At 55.2% G+C, this 15805-nt stretch carries 15 protein-coding genes and 1 tRNA gene; 4 read left to right on the top strand and 12 right to left on the bottom strand.

Annotation, left to right across the window (positions count from 1 at the left end):
- The 3 genes from HRU87_RS02230 to HRU87_RS02220 all read right to left on the bottom strand — a co-directional run bounded on the left by HRU87_RS02230 (position 1) and on the right by HRU87_RS02220 (position 4523).
- Positions 1-1068: an ABC transporter permease gene (locus HRU87_RS02230; RefSeq protein WP_173493337.1), complete on the bottom strand. Its 1068-nt coding sequence runs from the start codon at positions 1066-1068 to the stop codon at positions 1-3.
- A gap of 30 nt (positions 1069-1098) precedes the next feature.
- Positions 1099-2643, bottom strand: a complete 1545-nt coding sequence (locus HRU87_RS02225; protein ID WP_246247321.1) for an ABC transporter permease — start codon at positions 2641-2643, stop codon at positions 1099-1101.
- A 74-nt stretch (positions 2644-2717) separates the two neighbouring features.
- Positions 2718-4523: an ABC transporter family substrate-binding protein gene (locus tag HRU87_RS02220; protein WP_173493336.1), complete on the bottom strand. Its 1806-nt coding sequence runs from the start codon at positions 4521-4523 to the stop codon at positions 2718-2720.
- A 200-nt stretch (positions 4524-4723) separates the two neighbouring features.
- On the opposite strand from HRU87_RS02220, the gene HRU87_RS02215 reads away from it, so the two are divergent.
- Together HRU87_RS02215 and HRU87_RS02210 are read left to right on the top strand one after the other, a co-directional pair.
- The gene (locus tag HRU87_RS02215) at positions 4724-5566 is read left to right on the top strand and encodes a DMT family transporter (RefSeq protein WP_173493335.1); all 843 of its coding nucleotides are present in this window, start codon (positions 4724-4726) and stop codon (positions 5564-5566) included.
- Positions 5563-6750 (top strand): MFS transporter, encoded by a 1188-nt coding sequence (locus HRU87_RS02210; RefSeq protein ID WP_173493334.1) that lies wholly within the window; start codon positions 5563-5565, stop codon positions 6748-6750. Before HRU87_RS02215 ends, HRU87_RS02210 begins: the two co-directional genes overlap by 4 nt.
- Here HRU87_RS02210 and HRU87_RS02205 read toward each other — a convergent pair.
- From HRU87_RS02205 to HRU87_RS02175, 7 genes are read right to left on the bottom strand one after another with little or no spacing between them, the layout of a single operon-like run.
- The gene (locus HRU87_RS02205; protein ID WP_173493333.1) at positions 6739-7074 is read right to left on the bottom strand and encodes a hypothetical protein; all 336 of its coding nucleotides are present in this window, start codon (positions 7072-7074) and stop codon (positions 6739-6741) included. The genes HRU87_RS02210 and HRU87_RS02205 overlap by 12 nt on opposite strands.
- Before the next feature lie 52 nt (positions 7075-7126).
- Positions 7127-7468 carry a hypothetical protein gene (locus tag HRU87_RS02200; protein WP_173493332.1) on the bottom strand — a complete coding sequence of 114 codons (342 nt, stop codon included), beginning with the start codon at positions 7466-7468 and terminating at the stop codon, positions 7127-7129.
- Positions 7455-7751, bottom strand: coding sequence for a hypothetical protein (locus tag HRU87_RS02195; RefSeq protein ID WP_173493331.1), 297 nt, complete (start codon positions 7749-7751; stop codon positions 7455-7457). Before HRU87_RS02195 ends, HRU87_RS02200 begins: the two co-directional genes overlap by 14 nt.
- A 44-nt stretch (positions 7752-7795) precedes the next feature.
- On the bottom strand, positions 7796-7951 hold the full coding sequence (locus tag HRU87_RS02190) for a hypothetical protein (protein ID WP_173493330.1): 156 nt from the start codon (positions 7949-7951) through the stop codon (positions 7796-7798).
- 14 nt (positions 7952-7965) lie between these two features.
- Entirely contained in the window at positions 7966-8514 is a 549-nt protein-coding gene (locus tag HRU87_RS02185; RefSeq protein ID WP_173493329.1) for a type II secretion system F family protein, read from the bottom strand.
- Positions 8501-9265 (bottom strand): type II secretion system F family protein, encoded by a 765-nt coding sequence (locus HRU87_RS02180; RefSeq protein ID WP_173493328.1) that lies wholly within the window; start codon positions 9263-9265, stop codon positions 8501-8503. Before HRU87_RS02180 ends, HRU87_RS02185 begins: the two co-directional genes overlap by 14 nt.
- Positions 9240-10304 (bottom strand): TadA family conjugal transfer-associated ATPase, encoded by a 1065-nt coding sequence (locus tag HRU87_RS02175; protein WP_173493327.1) that lies wholly within the window; start codon positions 10302-10304, stop codon positions 9240-9242. The genes HRU87_RS02180 and HRU87_RS02175 overlap by 26 nt, the downstream gene beginning before the upstream one ends.
- A gap of 83 nt (positions 10305-10387) precedes the next feature.
- Between HRU87_RS02175 and HRU87_RS02170 the strand changes: the two genes are divergently transcribed.
- Together HRU87_RS02170 and HRU87_RS02165 are read left to right on the top strand one after the other, a co-directional pair.
- Positions 10388-10469, top strand: a tRNA-Leu gene (locus tag HRU87_RS02170).
- Between the two features lie 87 nt (positions 10470-10556).
- The gene (locus HRU87_RS02165) at positions 10557-11750 is read left to right on the top strand and encodes a Fic family protein (RefSeq protein WP_173493326.1); all 1194 of its coding nucleotides are present in this window, start codon (positions 10557-10559) and stop codon (positions 11748-11750) included.
- Here the strand turns inward: HRU87_RS02165 and HRU87_RS02160 are convergent.
- Both HRU87_RS02160 and HRU87_RS02155 read right to left on the bottom strand, forming a co-directional pair.
- Positions 11747-13651: a beta-galactosidase gene (locus tag HRU87_RS02160; protein ID WP_173493325.1), complete on the bottom strand. Its 1905-nt coding sequence runs from the start codon at positions 13649-13651 to the stop codon at positions 11747-11749. The genes HRU87_RS02165 and HRU87_RS02160 overlap by 4 nt on opposite strands.
- On the bottom strand, positions 13651-15768 hold the full coding sequence (locus tag HRU87_RS02155) for an alpha-galactosidase (RefSeq protein WP_173493324.1): 2118 nt from the start codon (positions 15766-15768) through the stop codon (positions 13651-13653). The genes HRU87_RS02160 and HRU87_RS02155 overlap by 1 nt, the downstream gene beginning before the upstream one ends.
- Positions 15769-15805: the final 37 nt, after the last annotated feature.

Raw genomic sequence — 15805 nt, 5'->3', positions numbered from 1 at the left:
TTACTTCCCCTGCTTCTTGGCGTAGCGGGAGGCAATGATGGCCTTGAGGTCCTTGATGGCGCCCTCTTGCCTTGGCAAGCGGCGCTGACGAGGATCAAAGGCATCTCGCAGGCCATCACCAATAAAGTTGATGGCCAGCGCAATTACAACGATGAAAAGACCCGGATACCAGAACAGCCAGGGTCTGGTCTTAAAAGCCTCGTTGTATTCGCTGATGATCTGACCCAGTGAGATGTCTGGAGCTGTGATTCCAAAGCCCAAGTAGCTCAGAGAGGTCTCGATCAAAATGGCAGCCGACATCAAAAGCGTCGCGTTTACCACGATCACACCAATTGAGTTTGGCAGGATGTGGCGGAAAATGATTCGGAAGTTTGTGGCACCTGCAACCCGAGCAGCATCTACAAACTCTCGCTCGCGAAGCGAGAGGAACTCGGCTCTAACCAAACGAGCAAGACCGGTCCAGGCAATGAAGCCCAAGAGCAGTCCAAGGGAGATGGCATTGCCACCAAAAGTGCGGCCAAGAACAGCACCCAACACCAGGGTTGGGATGATGATGATTACGTCGGTGAATCTCATCAGCAGGCTGTCAATGCGTCCACGCAGGAACCCTGCGATGGAACCAACTACAACACCCAAGACCGTGGCAATAACTCCAACCAGCAGGATTACCGTCAACGACTGCTGAATGCCTCGCATAACCCTGGCGAAGATGTCTTTACCCAGGGTGTCCTGCCCAAATGGGTGAAGACCTGGGTCAAAGGGCCAAACCGTGAGGGTTGGCGTTCCACCGGCATTCACAATGGGGTAGTTCTGGTACCAGTTGAACTGCCACCAACCTGGAATTCGAAGGCCATCAACAATGAGCTGGTTGGTGGCAGGGTCAACCACCAGCTTGCCCGAGCCGCCAATCACAATGCCAACCGAGGTGAAGGCCAAGAGGGTAATCAAACCCAAAACGATTAGTGAAGCTACTGCTGCCTTGTGAGCGAGGAACCTGCGGCGAACAATCGTGCCAAGCGAGAGGCCTTCGGTCTCGCGCTGCTCGATGGTGATTTCTTTGTTCAGCATGGTTTCTTGTGAGTGTTTCTTCTTAGCCAATTAGCTCACCCGGATTCTTGGGTCTAGGGCGGAGTAGAGCAGGTCGGCAATCAGGTTTCCAACCACGGCAAACAAACCGGTGACCAGGAAAAAGCCCATCACCAGATTGACATCAACCGCGTGAAGTCCGGCGTTGAACAGCGCTCCCATGCCCTCCCATGCAAAGACTCGCTCGGTAATAATTGCACCGCCAATTAGCCCTGAGATGTCAAAGGCGATGATGGTGGCAATTGGGATCATCGCGTTTCTGAAGGCGTGACGAACAATAACCACACGCTCCGTGAGACCCTTGGCTCTTGCGGTGCGGATGTAGTCCTGGTTCAAAACCTCAAGCAGGCTCGCACGCGCATAGCGCGTGTAGCCGGCAACCGAAACGATCATGAGCGCAGCGGTTGGCAGGATCAGGTGAGCGTAGCCATCCAGCAGGGTCAGCCACATGTTGTCTTCACGTTTGATGGTTGGGGTGATAGCTCCAATGGTGGAGATGAAGCCACTCTTTTGTGGAATCAAAGACAGGTAGGTGCTCCAGTACTGCAGCGCCTCATCAATTACCAGCACCAAGCCACCCAAGGCTCCGGTAATACCGGCAGCCCTGGCGATCTCGCGCTTGGAATCCCCACCGAAAACTAGGCCGAGACCGACACCAATGGCCGCCATTATCAGAATTGCCAGCAGGATTCCAGAGAAACCCTGGACATAGAAGAAAAGGTACTGGAATGGCATCCACATCGCAGCAGCGATCAAAGCCATTGAACCGACAATCAATACCGCCCGGCGCTGGCCAAAACCGGTGGAGAGTAAAAGCACCACTCCGGCAACCATGGCGGTTAGTAGGAATACTCCGACCAGGCCAATGGAGGGATACTTCAACCACTGGGTGATGTTTAGAAAGGTTAGTAACCCTCCGGTAAACGCAGCCGATAGCAAGAAGGTTCTGATCCTGGTGGCAAGACCACCGCCAACGATGCCGGTTACTATGGCCCCCAATACGAGGGCAATGACTATCAGCGTGGTGGGTGAAAGTACCGGATCACCCAGGAAGCGGTTGAACCTGATAGCGCCAAACTCCTTGAGCAAAACGGCAACCCAGAAGATTGGCAGCGAGTAAAAAACAAAAGCAAAGAAGGTGACCGAGTAGTCATAGCCCGAGTACTGCCTCAGGGCAGTCGTCATTCCGATGGTGACACCAACCAGAATGGAAAGAATTGTTGCCAGGGTGATCAGCTGGAGGGTTGAACCCATGGCGGTTCCCAGCAGGTCGATGACCTGCTGCTCGCCCTTGGCGATAGAGATTCCCAGGTTGCACTGACCAACCAGGCAACCGGCGGCTCCAGCGAGCCAGTAGAAGTAGCGAATGACCGGAGGGGTCTCCAGCTGGAGCACCTCGGTGAGGTACTTGATTTTGGCGAGTGCCTCCTGGTCGGTGGAGGTGCGCAGCTCTTGGAGCGGATCGCCTGAGATTGCGGTTAGTTGATAAACCACAAATGACGCCACAAAAAGCACGGCCAGAGTGGCCGCCAGGCGCCGAAGGATGAAGCTAAACATGTGTGCCTATTCTTTTGCTGTGATTGGGGGTCACCGCCCTAAGGCGATGACCCCCGCACAGTGTTTACGCTGGATTAGCCCGCAGTTGGGGTCCAGTCCCAGAAGTTCCAGAAGTAGTAAGGAACTAGTGGGTTTAGGCTCACGCCATCAACCGCAGTCTCCCACCAGGCAAGACCTGGGAACTGGAAGATGGTGATGGAGTATGCGTCTTTCCACATCTCCTGCTCAACTGCCAGCTGAATCTCGAACTGGCGAGCAGGGTCAAGGGTGCTGTTTAGCTCCTCTAGCAGTGCATCAACCTTGGCGTTTGAGTAGCCGGAGAAGTTAGATGGCTTTCCGGTTCCGTACTGCTGGTCGTTACCGGTAACTGCTAGTGAGGTTGCTGCCCACGCGAAGATAACTGCGTCGTGAGGGTTAGTTGGGTTAACCGATGGGTCGGTGAACATCCAGTCTGGCTCTGACTCGTCGATCAGGTTGAAGCCGGCTAGCGCTGCGTTAGCTGCGATTAGCTCGAACTGCTGGCCACGACGAACGTTGCCCTCTGGGTACCAGAACTCAACGTCGATGGTGCCGGAGACGCCAGCCTCTGCAAGCAGGGCCTTTGCCTTCTCAAGGTTCTCAGCGTCAGTTCCGAGGTAATCGGCTACACCTGACTCAGCAACCATTGCCTCGTAGTTTGGTGATCCAGGGATCAGCAGGATCGAGTTACGCAGCGATGCGTTTGCGTTCAGTGGCTTGATCAGGTTCTCAAGAATCTGCTCACGAGGGATCGAGAGTAGGAATGCCTGGCGAACCTTGCGTGCCTTCTCAGCGTCGCCACCGTATGAGGCTGGGTCGAAAGGACCGCCGTTGTTGGTGGTTAGGTCGATGTGCTCGTAGGCAGCCTCGTCACCGGTCTCGTAGGAAGCGTTGGTAAGAGCCTGGACCAGTGCTAGCACGTCAGCGGTTGGCTGACCGGAAGCAATCTGAACCTCACCGTTCTCAACAGCCTGGATAGCGGCGGTTGAGTCTGCGATCTCGCGGATGGTGATGCGCTCGTACTTAGGCTTTGGACCCCAGGTGTAAAGCGGGTTCTGAACCATGGTGATGTACTGGTCAGCTACTAGCTCCTCGACCATGTATGGTCCGGAGGAGAGGGTAACCAGTGGGTTCTCAGGGGTGTCAGTGTGCTGGTAACCGGTGTTCCAGACATCAGCTACAGCCTTCAGCCACTCTAGGTCGTTGCCCTGGATCGCCTCGATCAGCTTGGCCTTTGCCTCTGCTGGGTCGGTGATCTCTGGGTAGGCCATCATGACGGTACCGTGAGCCGAGACACCGATACCGAACTGGAGCTCCCAGTCAACGTAAGGGATGTCGTACTCGAAGCTCAAAGTCTTGCCGTCAACGGTTGGCAGCTTGGAGGCTAGGTCCTCGCGAGGAGCAGCGTGCTGGAACAGGTAGTTGCCCTCAGCGTCCTTGCCGTAACCGAACATTGCGGCCCAAGACAGCAGCATGTCTGCGCCGTCAATTGGGGTGCCGTCAGACCAGACGACTGCGTCGTTGATGGTGTAGGTGACGGTCATTGGGTCCTCGGAGACTAGCTCGTAGGTACCAAATTCTGTGTTCTTCACAAGGGCTGGAGAGTTGTCGTAGTAGTTGAATCCCGAACCAGAAAGGTAGGCAGGAATCGAGTTGGATACGTTGTTTCCAGCAGCGCTTGAGGTGTTGAAGTCGCTTGCGATGTCGTTCCAGGCAACCGTGATTAGCGGTGCCGTGGTCTCTTCGGCAGCAGCCTCGGTGGTTTCGGTCGGGGTTAGCTCCTCTGGAGCGGCGCAACCCGAAAGGGTTAGACCAAGAGCAGCTACACCGGCAACCAGAGAGATTCCGCGGAATTTCTTCATGTTTCTCCTTGTAGTTGGAGTCTCACGCGGAAACGGGCGTCCCGCAATGGACTTAGTCAACTCTAAAGGTGGGATTGAGTCTTATAAAAAATTCTCGTTTCTTTTTTGTAACAGATTTGTCTTTTTTTGTTTGTTTTATCCAAATACTCAAGCTGTTTGAGACAACGCTTTGTTTTGGCGGCCAACGGTAGATTTAGGGGGTGAGAAGTGACTTGGCTGCCCTGGGTGCAATTTTGCTGTGGGCGACCTTGGCAAGCCTTGGCGAGCTACTTGCAAACCTGCCGCCCTTTTTCATAACCGGTGTTGGTCTTTTGGCAGGCTCCCTTATTTCCCTAGTGATGATCAAGGGAAATGTCTCAAGGCTTTTGGTTCCAGCAAAGACCTTTGCGGTTGGGATCTATGGCCTGTTTGGATTCCACGCCGCACTCTTTGCAGCCCTTCAAAACGCTCCCAGTGTTCAGGCGAACCTGGTGAACTACAGCTGGCCGCTATTGATAGTGGTGCTGGCTCCGGTGTTTATCCCCGGCACCTCGCTGAGGCTCAAACACGTGATTGCCGCGCTGGTTGGTTTTGCCGGAGCGGCGTTAGCTATTAGCTCTGCGGGCAACCTCACCACCGATCTTGAAATTGGTTACCTATACGCGCTGATTGCAGCAATCATCTGGGCCACCTACTCACTTATGACGAAACGGCTACCTCACTTTGAGACCGCTGCGGTTGGCGGTTTTGCCCTGGTCTCAGGGGTCTTGGCCCTGATTGCTCACCTCATATTTGAGCCCGCCGTTTCACCCACATCGCAGCAGTGGCTGCTGCTATTGGTTTTGGGGTTTGGGCCTTTGGGTGGAGCTTTTTATCTTTGGGACTATGCGATCAAGCACGGCAACCCTCAGCGCATCGGGCTGCTCTCATTCCTCACTCCCCTGCTTTCCACAACACTGCTGGTTTTGGTTTCGGGCATTGAGCCCTCAATTGAGCTCCTGATGAGCGCGGTGCTGATAGTTGGGGCGGCGCTGATTGGCAACCGAGAAAAGCGGCCCAGTTGAGCGATAAAGAATTTCGCAAGCGCAATTTGATTCTGCCGATCTACCTTCCCTCACTGCTTTTTGAAGCGGCTCTGAGTGCCCTATTTCCAGTTCTTCCAGTGAGCGCCACCGAATACGGCTTTGACCTAGCCTCCGCGGGAGCGGTGATAACCGCGGCCATGCTGGGCACCTTGCTCTTCGAGGCTCCAGCCTCATTGATTGTGAATCGAATTGGTGAGCGAGCCAGCATGCTGCTGGCTTCGGTTGTGGCGGCGGGCTTTGGTGTTCTTGGGTTCCTGAACCTCGGTTACGTGGCGCTGTTAATTGCAGCAGTTGGTTTTGGAGCAATGTTCTCGCTTTTTGGCCTGAGTCGTCACTCGCTCTTAGCGGACCTGGTCCCTCAGGACCACCGAGCAAAGTCAATGTCTTTGCTCGGTGGCTCCTTCCGCGGTGGTGCAGCGCTAGGTCCGGTGTTGGGATCTGTTTTTATTGCAAACTTCGGCATTGAATCTGCCTACCTGGTTGCAGCAGCGCTTTGCCTACTGGGTGGTGTTTCAGTGCTCGCGGTTCCAGCCAAGAAGCTCTCCTCCAGCCCCTCAGGTCAAAACGGCAACATCTGGGAGGTCGCGGTAAGGGAAAGGAGCAAGCTCCTTACCCTTGGTGTTGCCTCCATGATCATCTCTGCGGGTCGAACCATTCGAATGATTGGCCTTCCACTACTTGCTATTCAGCTTGGGATTGATGCGGCCACCTCATCGTTCATATTTGGTTTTACGGGCCTAATTGACTTTGCCCTTTTCTACGCTTCCGGTTTGATCATGGATCGCTGGGGGAAGTTCTGGTCTTCGGTGCCAACGCTGATAGCGCTTGGAGTTTCTTACCTCTTCGCCTTCCTGGTCACTGATCTCACAAGCTTTTGGGTTTTGGCCTCCGCCACCGCCCTTGCCAATGCAGCGAGCGCCGGAATCAACATGGTGCTGGGGGCAGATATGGCCCCCGAGGGTTCAAGAAGTGAGTTTCTAGCCGCCTTCCGCATGCTCACCTCAGGTGGCGTGGTGGCAGCCCCAGCTGCGATTTCTGGCATAACCGCGCTACTGGGATTGCCAGCTGCGCTGGCAATCACCGGGTTGATCAATTTCTACGGAGCATTTTTGTTTTGGCGTTACCTACCGCTGCACGCTCCGGATAAGCACCTAGGGGACTAAAAAGCTCTTGGCCTTGGCGCTGGCGCAAATCACTCCCGGGGAAAACAACAAAAAGGGATCTCGGTAGCGAGCACACAGCTCAAGGTTTGATGTCCCTGAACTAACAAAAGTTCTTACAGCAGTTACCTCTAGACGCCGGGCAGCCGGCGCTACCGAGAGGAATTGCGCTGCTCCCTGCTCTAATCGGTGCGAATTTGGAATGCCCTTGCGAACCGAGAAGTCGTGCGCAAAAAGCACCGCAGCATCCGCCACGCCTTGAACGCGGTGCTGGGCAATAAGCGATAGGCCAGTGGTCCCCAACCCCAACACCAGCGCAACCGCCAAAGCTAAATAACCTGCAAGTAGAATTGAAAGGGAACCTAGTTCGGCAGCTTCCCTATGGTTTGACATAGCGCCCTGCGGTCTGCATTCCGGTTGCCCCGCCCACCACAACGCTGAGGGTTAGAAACTCACACTGCCTCAGACAACTGAGCTCATAGTTCGCAACGGTAACCTGCCAGGCATTGGCAAGCTGAGAAATCTTCTCCTCTAACTGCCGTTCAGGGTTCTCAGGATCGGCTAGCACCGCTGCCCTAAGGGAATTTCTTGCAATTGACTCGGCGGCCAGCTGCTCGCTGAGCTGCAAATAGAGCTGACTAAGCGGTGCAATTGGTAAAAGTAGCAGCGTCAGCGTGATGACAAGCTCCAGCGGTGTTGACCCTTTTTCAGAGCAGCTCATTGGTCGCCACCGCAACAACCTCAACCTGGCTAAAGCCTGGCAGCATGCCAAGACCTGGGAGGCTGGTCACCACCCTGAAGCCCGACTCCCCAAGTTGTTCAACCCGATACTCGGCAAGCTGTGGGAGTCGCTGCTCCAACAGCTCCATGAGGTAGCGGTGCTGAGAGTTGTTCTCTGCCAGAGCGGAACGCTGTGAAGCCTGGATGGCAGCGTCTCTGATTTGGAGGGTGTTTATCGCGCTCAGGCCGAGACTCAGGGTGCTGAGGGTGATGAAGGTTGCCATGGTGATTCCTATCACGGCACTCACCACGGCACTCCCCCGCTCACTCAAAATGACACCACTCGGTCCATAGCCTGATCGAAGACACCCTGCAGTGCTGGGGCGGCAAAAGCCCAAATCACCACAACCAGACCTGCGGTCATAAGGGTTATCAGCACCCAACCCGGAACATCTCCGCGGTCGCTGACTAATTGCTGTTTCATGTTTTTCCTTTCTTTTAGTAGTTGGCCTGCAGAACCAGCAGGGAGGGAAAGATCGCAAACACCACGGTCACCGGAAGAATCAAAAACACGGTCGGAATCAGCATTTTGGTCTCGTTGCTGCCAGCCTTTTTTGTGAGGTTTCGAATGAGTTCCAGTTGCAGCGAATGGGCCAGCTGGTCTAGCTGAGTGGCCACCGGCACCCCTCGAGTGATGGCCAGTGAGAGCTTTTGAGCAAACTCTTGGGCGGCGGCAAATTTGGTTCGCTCGGCAAGCTCCCAGAGTTCTTTTTCAAGGTCAGCGCCCAGCTCTAACTTGGCAACCAAAATTCGAAACTGTTCCCCCCAGTAACCAGAGAGCCTGGGGGACAGCCAGGCAATCGCCACCGAAATCGGCAACCCGTTGGCAAGGAGCAAGCTCATGGCTTGGACCAGATAGGGGAACTGAAGCTGGGCTTGAGTAAGCCGCTTTGGCTTCCTCCGAACCGCGCTCCGTATTGCATCGGCAAGACCAAGATCAAAGGCCTTGCTGGTGTGAAGCGGAGCAAGTCGATCAGCCAGCGCCATTTAGCACCCGCTTTGGAAGTGTTAGCTGACCCAGCTGATTCACCAGGGCGTAGGCAAAGAGACTCAGTGCCAAACCTAAGACGAGCACCAGTGCCCCCAGCGGGGTGGCAAAGGCCTCTCGGTTTTGCGGCAGCTGAACCAGAACCAGTGCCACGAGCCACGGTGCCAAAAGGGCGAGCTTGGCACTTAGTGAAACCCAGCCCTGCTTAGCAAGCAGTTGACCCAGTTCACCAATTTCACGCCGAACGTTGGAGGTGGCATCGGAAAGAGTTTTCTCCATTCCCACTCCCCCGAGCTCACGCTCAAGCTGCATCAGTAGCGCAAGCAAATCTCCGTGCCGGGAGGCAAAGTATTTCTTTAGCTCCTCCAACACCTCGACATCAGCGTGACCACGCTCCAGGGCATCAAAGGCTGCCCTAAAGCCTTGGCGGTGAGAGATGGGGGCAGATTCCGCAAGGTATTCGAGCTGCTCGGAAAATCTCAGCCCCGATGCAACACCGCTTTGAACAATGTCAAACACCGCGGGCCAGTTTGCCTCCATGGCGCTCAGCCTGCGCTCTCCTAGAAGCCGCAGCACCTCAATCCCGGCCGCTAACACCAGCGCTGCAATACAGAGCGATAAACCCAAAACCCCCACCGCAGCAAAAACCAGAAGTGCTGCAATTGCCGGAATGGAGAAAAGCAACAGGGCAACCTCTTTGGTTCTTGAGGTAAGGCCAGCTCGCTCAAGGAGTTCGCTGTAAAACTTCATCGCTCACCTCCAGAATCTCCTCGACCCTGCGAACGCCGGATTCATCGCGACGGCAGAACACCACAAGATCAAAAGCTCCCAAAATAGTCGGGCGCAGAAAGCTCTCGGTGATGTTCTCGCCGGCCAACAGCGGCAGGGTTAGTAGCTTCTGCAGCCCCTGCCTTGCCGAATTTGCATGCAGGGTGCAGATTCCGGGTATTCCGGAATTCAGCGCCACCAGCATGTCCAAGGCCTCAGGTCCCCGAACCTCTCCGATAACGAGCCTCGAGGGCCGCATTCGAAGCGACTGCTTGACGAGCTCCCTAAGCCCAATCTCTCTGGTGCCCTCAGCAGACTGAGGCCTAACCTGCATGGCCACCCAGTCTTCGTGCTCGAGCATCAACTCAAAGGTGTCCTCGCAGCTAACAAGGCGCTCGTCTGGCGAGAGCTCTGCGAGCAGGGCACTCATCAGAGTGGTCTTGCCCGCCTGAGTGGCCCCAGCAATCAGAATGCTCCTGCGCTGCTGCATTGCAGATTTGAGCTTGGCAAGTTGCTCGGAGGTCACCGCATCAAAGTCGTGCAGCTTTTCCAGGGTGATTCTGCCGTACCGGAATTTACGAATGTTTATCGACCAGTGGTGCTTGGTGATTTCTGGAATCACCACGTGAAGCCTGGAACCATCCCTCAGGGTGGCATCGACGTAAGGGGTGAGCCGATCAACCCTTCTACCCGAGTGGGCAAGCATCCGCATCGTCAGGTTGCGAATTTCGGCAGCGGAAAGTGGCAGCTCAACCACGTGGTGGTTATCTGAGTAGTAGTGAATCTGGTTTGGCCGATTGATCCAAATTTCTTCAATTTGCGGATCATCTAGAAAAGGCTGCAGCGCACCAAGTCCAGTCAGCTCTCTCATTGCTAAGCCCTCAAGTTCGGCCTCCGCGATTGGACCGAGAGCACTCTCCGCCTCTAGATCCAATGCCTTGGATACTGCTCCCGAAAGCGCAAAGTTTTCACTCACAATCAGGTCTCTGGCCCGCTGCACGACTCGCTGAATCTGCTCCATGCGGGCAAGTGTCGTAAAAGCTTCAGATTCCTGCTTGAAGTTTTCCACAGGGCAAAAAACCGCTAAGCTTTTGCGAGTTCCATGCGGGTGTGGCGAAATTGGCAGACGCACCAGATTTAGGTTCTGGCGCCGAGAGGCGTGGGGGTTCAAGTCCCTTCACCCGCACAAAAAGAAAATCCTCCGGTTTCCCGGAGGATTTTTTGCTTTCCTAAAATACTTCTATACTTAAGTTTAAGTACTTATACTTAAGTAATGGAGCAAATTACCGAAGTTTCGGTTCCGAGAATTGAGTTCGAAACCGTTTCCTGGGATCAGCCCGATTCGTACCCGGTCTCCCGCAGGCGCAAACTAGCCTCCCGCGGTCCATACCTAGCTGCCCTCCCCCAGCCAATCTCTGAACTTCCAATTCGACTGCCCCCTGCCCTCGTGGTCGCCCTCGAGGATGTGAGCAATGCGCTGAGTCGATTTGATGCAGGAGTGGGAAATTTTTCCGTTCCGATGGCTGCCGTTTTGCTTCGTACAGAGAGCGCGGCAAGCTCAGAAGTTGAGAACATCACTGTTTCGGTAAAGCAACTCGGACTTGAACTGCTGGGGAAAGGGCGATCCGTTAATGCCCAGTTAGTCCAGCAGAATGTCGAAGCCATGGAGACCGCGGTGAAACTCTCGAGTTCTCTGGGTCACACCGAAATTATCGAGATGCAACGTGTCCTCTTGGAACGCTCAAGCCCGGAGCAAACCGGAGGGTACCGTCAGCGACAGGTTTGGATTGGAGGGTTTGCCCCGCACGTCGCAAACTTTGTGCCTCCGCAGGCTTCCAGGGTTTACTCCCTGATGGAAGACCTTTTGAGATTTATAGGGCGAACCGATTTGCCAGCACTTGCTCAAATTGCAATTGCCCACGCCCAATTTGAGACGATCCACCCTTTTGAAGACGGAAACGGCCGCACAGGGCGCGCCTTGGTGCAGGCGATGCTCAAGGCTAATGGCCTAACCCAAAGCACCACAGTGCCTGTCTCAGCCGGACTGCTGAGTGATTTGCCGGGTTACTTTAGAGCTCTAAGTGAATTTCAAGGTGGCAATGGATCCCCGATTATCAGTGCCTTTATTGAGGCGACCTGGTCGGCTCTTGCAAACTCACAGACCCTGAGCAACCGACTGGCTGATCTTCAGGAACGATGGACAAACGAACTAAGTCTCAGGTCAGACGCCGTGGCGATGAAAATTATTCGAATACTCCCAAGCCACCCGGTGCTCAATGCAAAACTGATTGTGAACCTGTTTGGCGTCTCAGAGCCAACTGCAATCAATGGCCTGGTTCAGCTGGAAAACTCTGGCGTGCTGACTCGCCTCAACAGCAACGCTCGCTCTAGGGTGTGGCTTGCCACCGAAGTTCTCGAGGAGCTAGAGGCTTTTGCCAATCGATCTAGAAAGCGAAATCCGGTTTAGCTTCTCGAGACTTTGACCTTGTTCTTTAGGTGATTGATCTCGAAGCGGAATGGGCCGCGGTGGATGACCTCTGTCCCCTCGCCTCCCTCGGAGTGAATCTCCAGCTTCTTGACAATCTCGGCAAAGAACTTCTTTTGGGATTTCTCGGTTAGCTCGGTCCCCTGATACCAGGCGGTTGAGGATCCAAGCTTTCGCTTGGCGATAGCAACCGAGCCGTCGACATCCGAGCCGGCAAAACTTGCCAGCACCTCGGCGCCGTTTGCCCTCGATAACTCCGACCACATCCTGGCCTTGAGGCCATTGGAAAGCTCAAGTTCCTGCTCGGGGCGAAGCGGGTAAAACTCCTCCACGTAAACGCCGATGACGTCCTTTACCAACTTGCCGCCGTAGCCGCCGAGTTTCACCCTTCCGGTTCGGCTACTGATGTTGGAGAAGTAGCCGACCACAAGGTTGCCGCCCTGCTGCGCGTAGGAGATGAAGTTTTCCTCCTCCTGCTCCGAAAGCATGTGGACCATGGGCATCAAAACCAACTTGTATTGGCTGAGCTCCTCCTTGGAGGCACTGGCTTGAACGAAATCAACCTGAATGCCCAATTCCCACATGGCTCGATACCACTGCGCAACGGTGTTTGGGTAGCTCAGGTCCTCGGTTGGCATGTTGGCCTGCATCATGACCCAGAACTGCTCATAGTCATAGACCATTGCAACTTCAGCTCGGTTGGTTGGATACTGCGAAAGCTCAGGCATTGACTTCAGAATGGCCCCGAGCTCGGAAACCTCGCGGAACACCCTGGTGTCTTCACCGGCATGGGGAACCAGTGCCGAGTGGAAGCGCTCCGAACCAGCTTGCCCCTGGCGCCACTGGAAATACAGCGCTCCCTGTGAGCCCCTGGCGACAAAGCTCAGGGCGTTGCGCTTTTCTTGACCCGGGGTCTTGGCGTAGTTGCGCGGCTGCCAGTTGACTGCCGAGGAGCTGTGCTCCATCAGTAGCCACTGCTTGCCGCCTGCAAAGCCTCGGGTTAGGTCAGCCTGCTGCGCGAGGTCGATGTGGTTCAGCGGATCGTGCTGTGCGAGGTAGTGGTCGGTTGAAACAAAATCCACCTCTTTGGCCCAGGCGAAGTAGTCCATCGCATAGGTGAATTTCATGGACATGAAGTTGGTGGTGACCGGGTTCACCGAGTCGTATTTCTTGATGATGTCGCGCTCCATTTTGAAAAGCTCGAGCGTGACATCGGAGGAGAATCGCTTGAAGTCAAGCTGCTGACCCGGGTTTGGGTGAGTGCCATCGGGAGTGCGCTTTGGCACCACAATCTCTTCCCAGTTGTAGTAGCGCTGCGACCAGAAGTCGGTGCCCCAGGCGGTGTTCAACTCATCTAGGCTCGCGTAGCGCATTTGCAACCAGCTGACAAAAGCTTTGCGGGAGTTTTCGCAGTAGCAATAGGGAGCGTGGCAACCGTACTCGTTGTTCACGTGCCACATCTTAACGGCGGGGTGCTTTGCATAGCGCTTGGCAATTTGCTCAACCAGCGCTGCAGCCTTGGTTCGGTAGGCCTCGCTTGCCGCGCAGTACTGCTGGCGACCGCCGTGGGAGAGCCGAACTCCATCAAAGTTCACCGGCAGCACCTCCGGGTGAGCCAATGTCAACCAGGCCGGTGGTGAGGCGGTGGCGGTAGCCATGTCAATTGAGATGCCGCCCTGGTGCAGTAGTTCAACGACCTCATCGAGCCAGTCGAAGTCATAGTTGCCATCAGATGGTTCGAGCTTTGCCCAGGAGAAGATTCCCAGCGATACCAGGTTGACCGATGCCCTCTGCATCAGCTCGATGTCTTCTTTCCAGACCTCTTTGTCCCACTGCTCGGGGTTGTAGTCGCCTCCAAAGTGCAGGGTGTTTAGGTTGAGCATCAGATTGCCTCTATCTCTATTAGGAACGCATTATCGGGGAACAAAATTGGAGCCCTCAGGCCCATCGCGCAAAGTGCCGCTCCGCTGAGCACAACCCCATCGAGCCAACCAACCTGGGCGCGCTGCAGATACTTTGGTTCACCTGCCGGGAACACCGCTTGAACGCGGTAATTCCTGTCGGCATCCAGGCCGGCAAGGCTAATCGAATTAGGTCTTGAGGCCCCTTGGGTGCCAAGGGCGACGTAGGCGAAGATTGCTCGGGATCTGTCCTTGGATACAACGCCGTGGACAAAGCTGGTTTCGTCCGCACGATCCACTCGAACAACATCTCCAGAGTGCAAAAGGTCGCGGTTTTGCTTGTAGTAGCTTGCCCATTGCCTCAGTTGATCAAGCTCGGCTGGCGTGCACTGCGTAATATCCCACTCCAAACCGGCGTGCCCAAATAGCGCCGTCACCGCCCGGAAGGAGAGCTCGTGAACCCTGAGGGTGGTGTGAGCCTTAGTTGGCCCAATGTGGGTTCCGAGCAGCTCTGGTGGAATAGCAAACTGGGTGTAGCGCTGGATGCGCTGGCGATCTGAGGCATCGTTGCAGTCTGAGGTCCAGAACCGATCGGCGTGCATGGCCATGCCAAGGTCTATGCGCCCACCGCCTGAGGCGCAAGATTCAATTTCAAGTCCCTGGTGCCGAGTTTTTAGCTCATCAAAGAGTCGATAGATGGCCTGGGTCTGAGCCCGGACCGCAGCTTTACCGCTGCTTGCCGGCTCCAAAAGAAAACGGTTGTGATCCCACTTGATGTAGGAGATCTCGTTCTCGGCGAGCACCTTGCTCACTGCCTCCAGCACGTAGCTATAGGCATCGGGGTTGGTTAGATCTAGCACGTGTTCGTGCCTGCCCTCCGGCGGAACGCGGTTTGCAACTTTCAAGATCCAGTCTGGGTGCTGACGGTAAAGGTCTGAGTCTGGATTGACCATCTCGCCCTCAAACCAAAGACCAAATTCCATCCCGCACTCTTTGACCTTCTTGATGAGTGGTCCAAGGCCATCGGGCCAAACCTCCGCAGAGACATGCCAGTCTCCTAGGCCCCTCAGGTCATCGCGGCGCGAGCCGAACCAGCCATCATCGAGCACGAAGCGCTCCACCCCGATGGATTTGGCGGTCTCGGCAAGCTCGGAGAGCTTTTCTAGTGAGTGATCGAAGTAGACCGCTTCCCAAACGTTCAGGGTCAGTGGCCTGGGGCGAATGTTGGTTGGGTGATTCGGCCTGGAGCGCAGCCAAGAGTACACGGAATTTGTGGCCCCATCGAATCCGCTAGGTGAGTAAACCGCAGCCACCGCAGGTGCACTGTAGCTCTCACCCGGGGCAAGGATCACCTCTCCCGGAAGCAGCAGCTCCGCTGCCGCCATAAAGGTTCTCCCCGATTGCTGGCGCTCAATCAAGTGTCTGGAATTTCCAGAGAACATCAAACCCAACCCCCAAACCTCGCCGGTTTGATAGGAGGCACCCCTGGTCAGCGCATACTGCATGATCGTGTAGTCGTGGCTCGAGCGCCCCTCACGGTGCTCACGCGAGAATACGCCAGACTGAATATCTCTGCGCTGCAGCTGCCGCTCATTTACCCAGCGACCGGTGAAATCCACAGACTCTGAGACCCGATCGGGAAGCGGCATAAAGGTGCTCAACTCATTGAGTGTGAACTCCGAAGTTCCCAAATTTGTTAGAACCTGGGTTACGGAAAGAACTCCAGAGCCTAAAAACTCGTAGCGGTTCTCTAGGCGCAATCCAGCAATCTGATCCTCGGCAATAATCGTCGCCGAGGTTTCGGAGGAAAGCACTTGCGTCACAACGAAGTGTGCGGAGAAGTCTGAACCGGAGCGATGACCCTGCAGCGCCGGCAAACCAATGTTGCCCCGTGAGTTCTCTCGCCATATCCCGTTATACATCGGCATATCAAGCTCAGCGTGAGCGACCGGCTCCATGGCCGACCTGGTGAAGTCTTCAATGGCGGAGATGGGACCCAGGTCCAAACCCCAGTGAATAATCTCGGCTGGACCCTGGGAGAGGTCAATGAGCAGCGAGACACCGGATTGTCTTAGGTGAACAAAGTTTTCACTGACCAATTCGCATCCTAAATCTCAGGCTTGAAACCAATCTATG

This window comes from Aquiluna borgnonia (assembly GCF_013283855.1).
Classification (GTDB): Bacteria; Actinomycetota; Actinomycetes; order Actinomycetales; family Microbacteriaceae; genus Aquiluna; species Aquiluna borgnonia.
The sequence above is the reverse complement of the archived record's forward strand: the minus strand, read 5'-3'. Positions and strand labels throughout refer to the sequence as shown.

Bases quoted from the DNA above. Each gene is read 5' to 3' on its own strand.
- HRU87_RS02230 (WP_173493337.1), bottom strand. From the start codon at position 1,068: ATGCTGAACAAAGAAATCACCATCGAGCAGCGCGAGACCGAAGGCCTC.
- HRU87_RS02225 (WP_246247321.1), bottom strand. From the start codon at position 2,643: ATGTTTAGCTTCATCCTTCGGCGCCTGGCGGCCACTCTGGCCGTGCTT.
- HRU87_RS02220 (WP_173493336.1), bottom strand. From the start codon at position 4,523: ATGAAGAAATTCCGCGGAATCTCTCTGGTTGCCGGTGTAGCTGCTCTT.
- HRU87_RS02200 (WP_173493332.1), bottom strand. From the start codon at position 7,468: ATGAGCTGCTCTGAAAAAGGGTCAACACCGCTGGAGCTTGTCATCACG.
- HRU87_RS02195 (WP_173493331.1), bottom strand. From the start codon at position 7,751: ATGGCAACCTTCATCACCCTCAGCACCCTGAGTCTCGGCCTGAGCGCG.
- HRU87_RS02190 (WP_173493330.1), bottom strand. From the start codon at position 7,951: ATGAAACAGCAATTAGTCAGCGACCGCGGAGATGTTCCGGGTTGGGTG.
- HRU87_RS02185 (WP_173493329.1), bottom strand. From the start codon at position 8,514: ATGGCGCTGGCTGATCGACTTGCTCCGCTTCACACCAGCAAGGCCTTT.
- HRU87_RS02180 (WP_173493328.1), bottom strand. From the start codon at position 9,265: ATGAAGTTTTACAGCGAACTCCTTGAGCGAGCTGGCCTTACCTCAAGA.
- HRU87_RS02175 (WP_173493327.1), bottom strand. From the start codon at position 10,304: ATGGAGCAGATTCAGCGAGTCGTGCAGCGGGCCAGAGACCTGATTGTG.
- HRU87_RS02165 (WP_173493326.1), top strand. From the start codon at position 10,557: ATGGAGCAAATTACCGAAGTTTCGGTTCCGAGAATTGAGTTCGAAACC.
- HRU87_RS02160 (WP_173493325.1), bottom strand. From the start codon at position 13,651: ATGCTCAACCTAAACACCCTGCACTTTGGAGGCGACTACAACCCCGAG.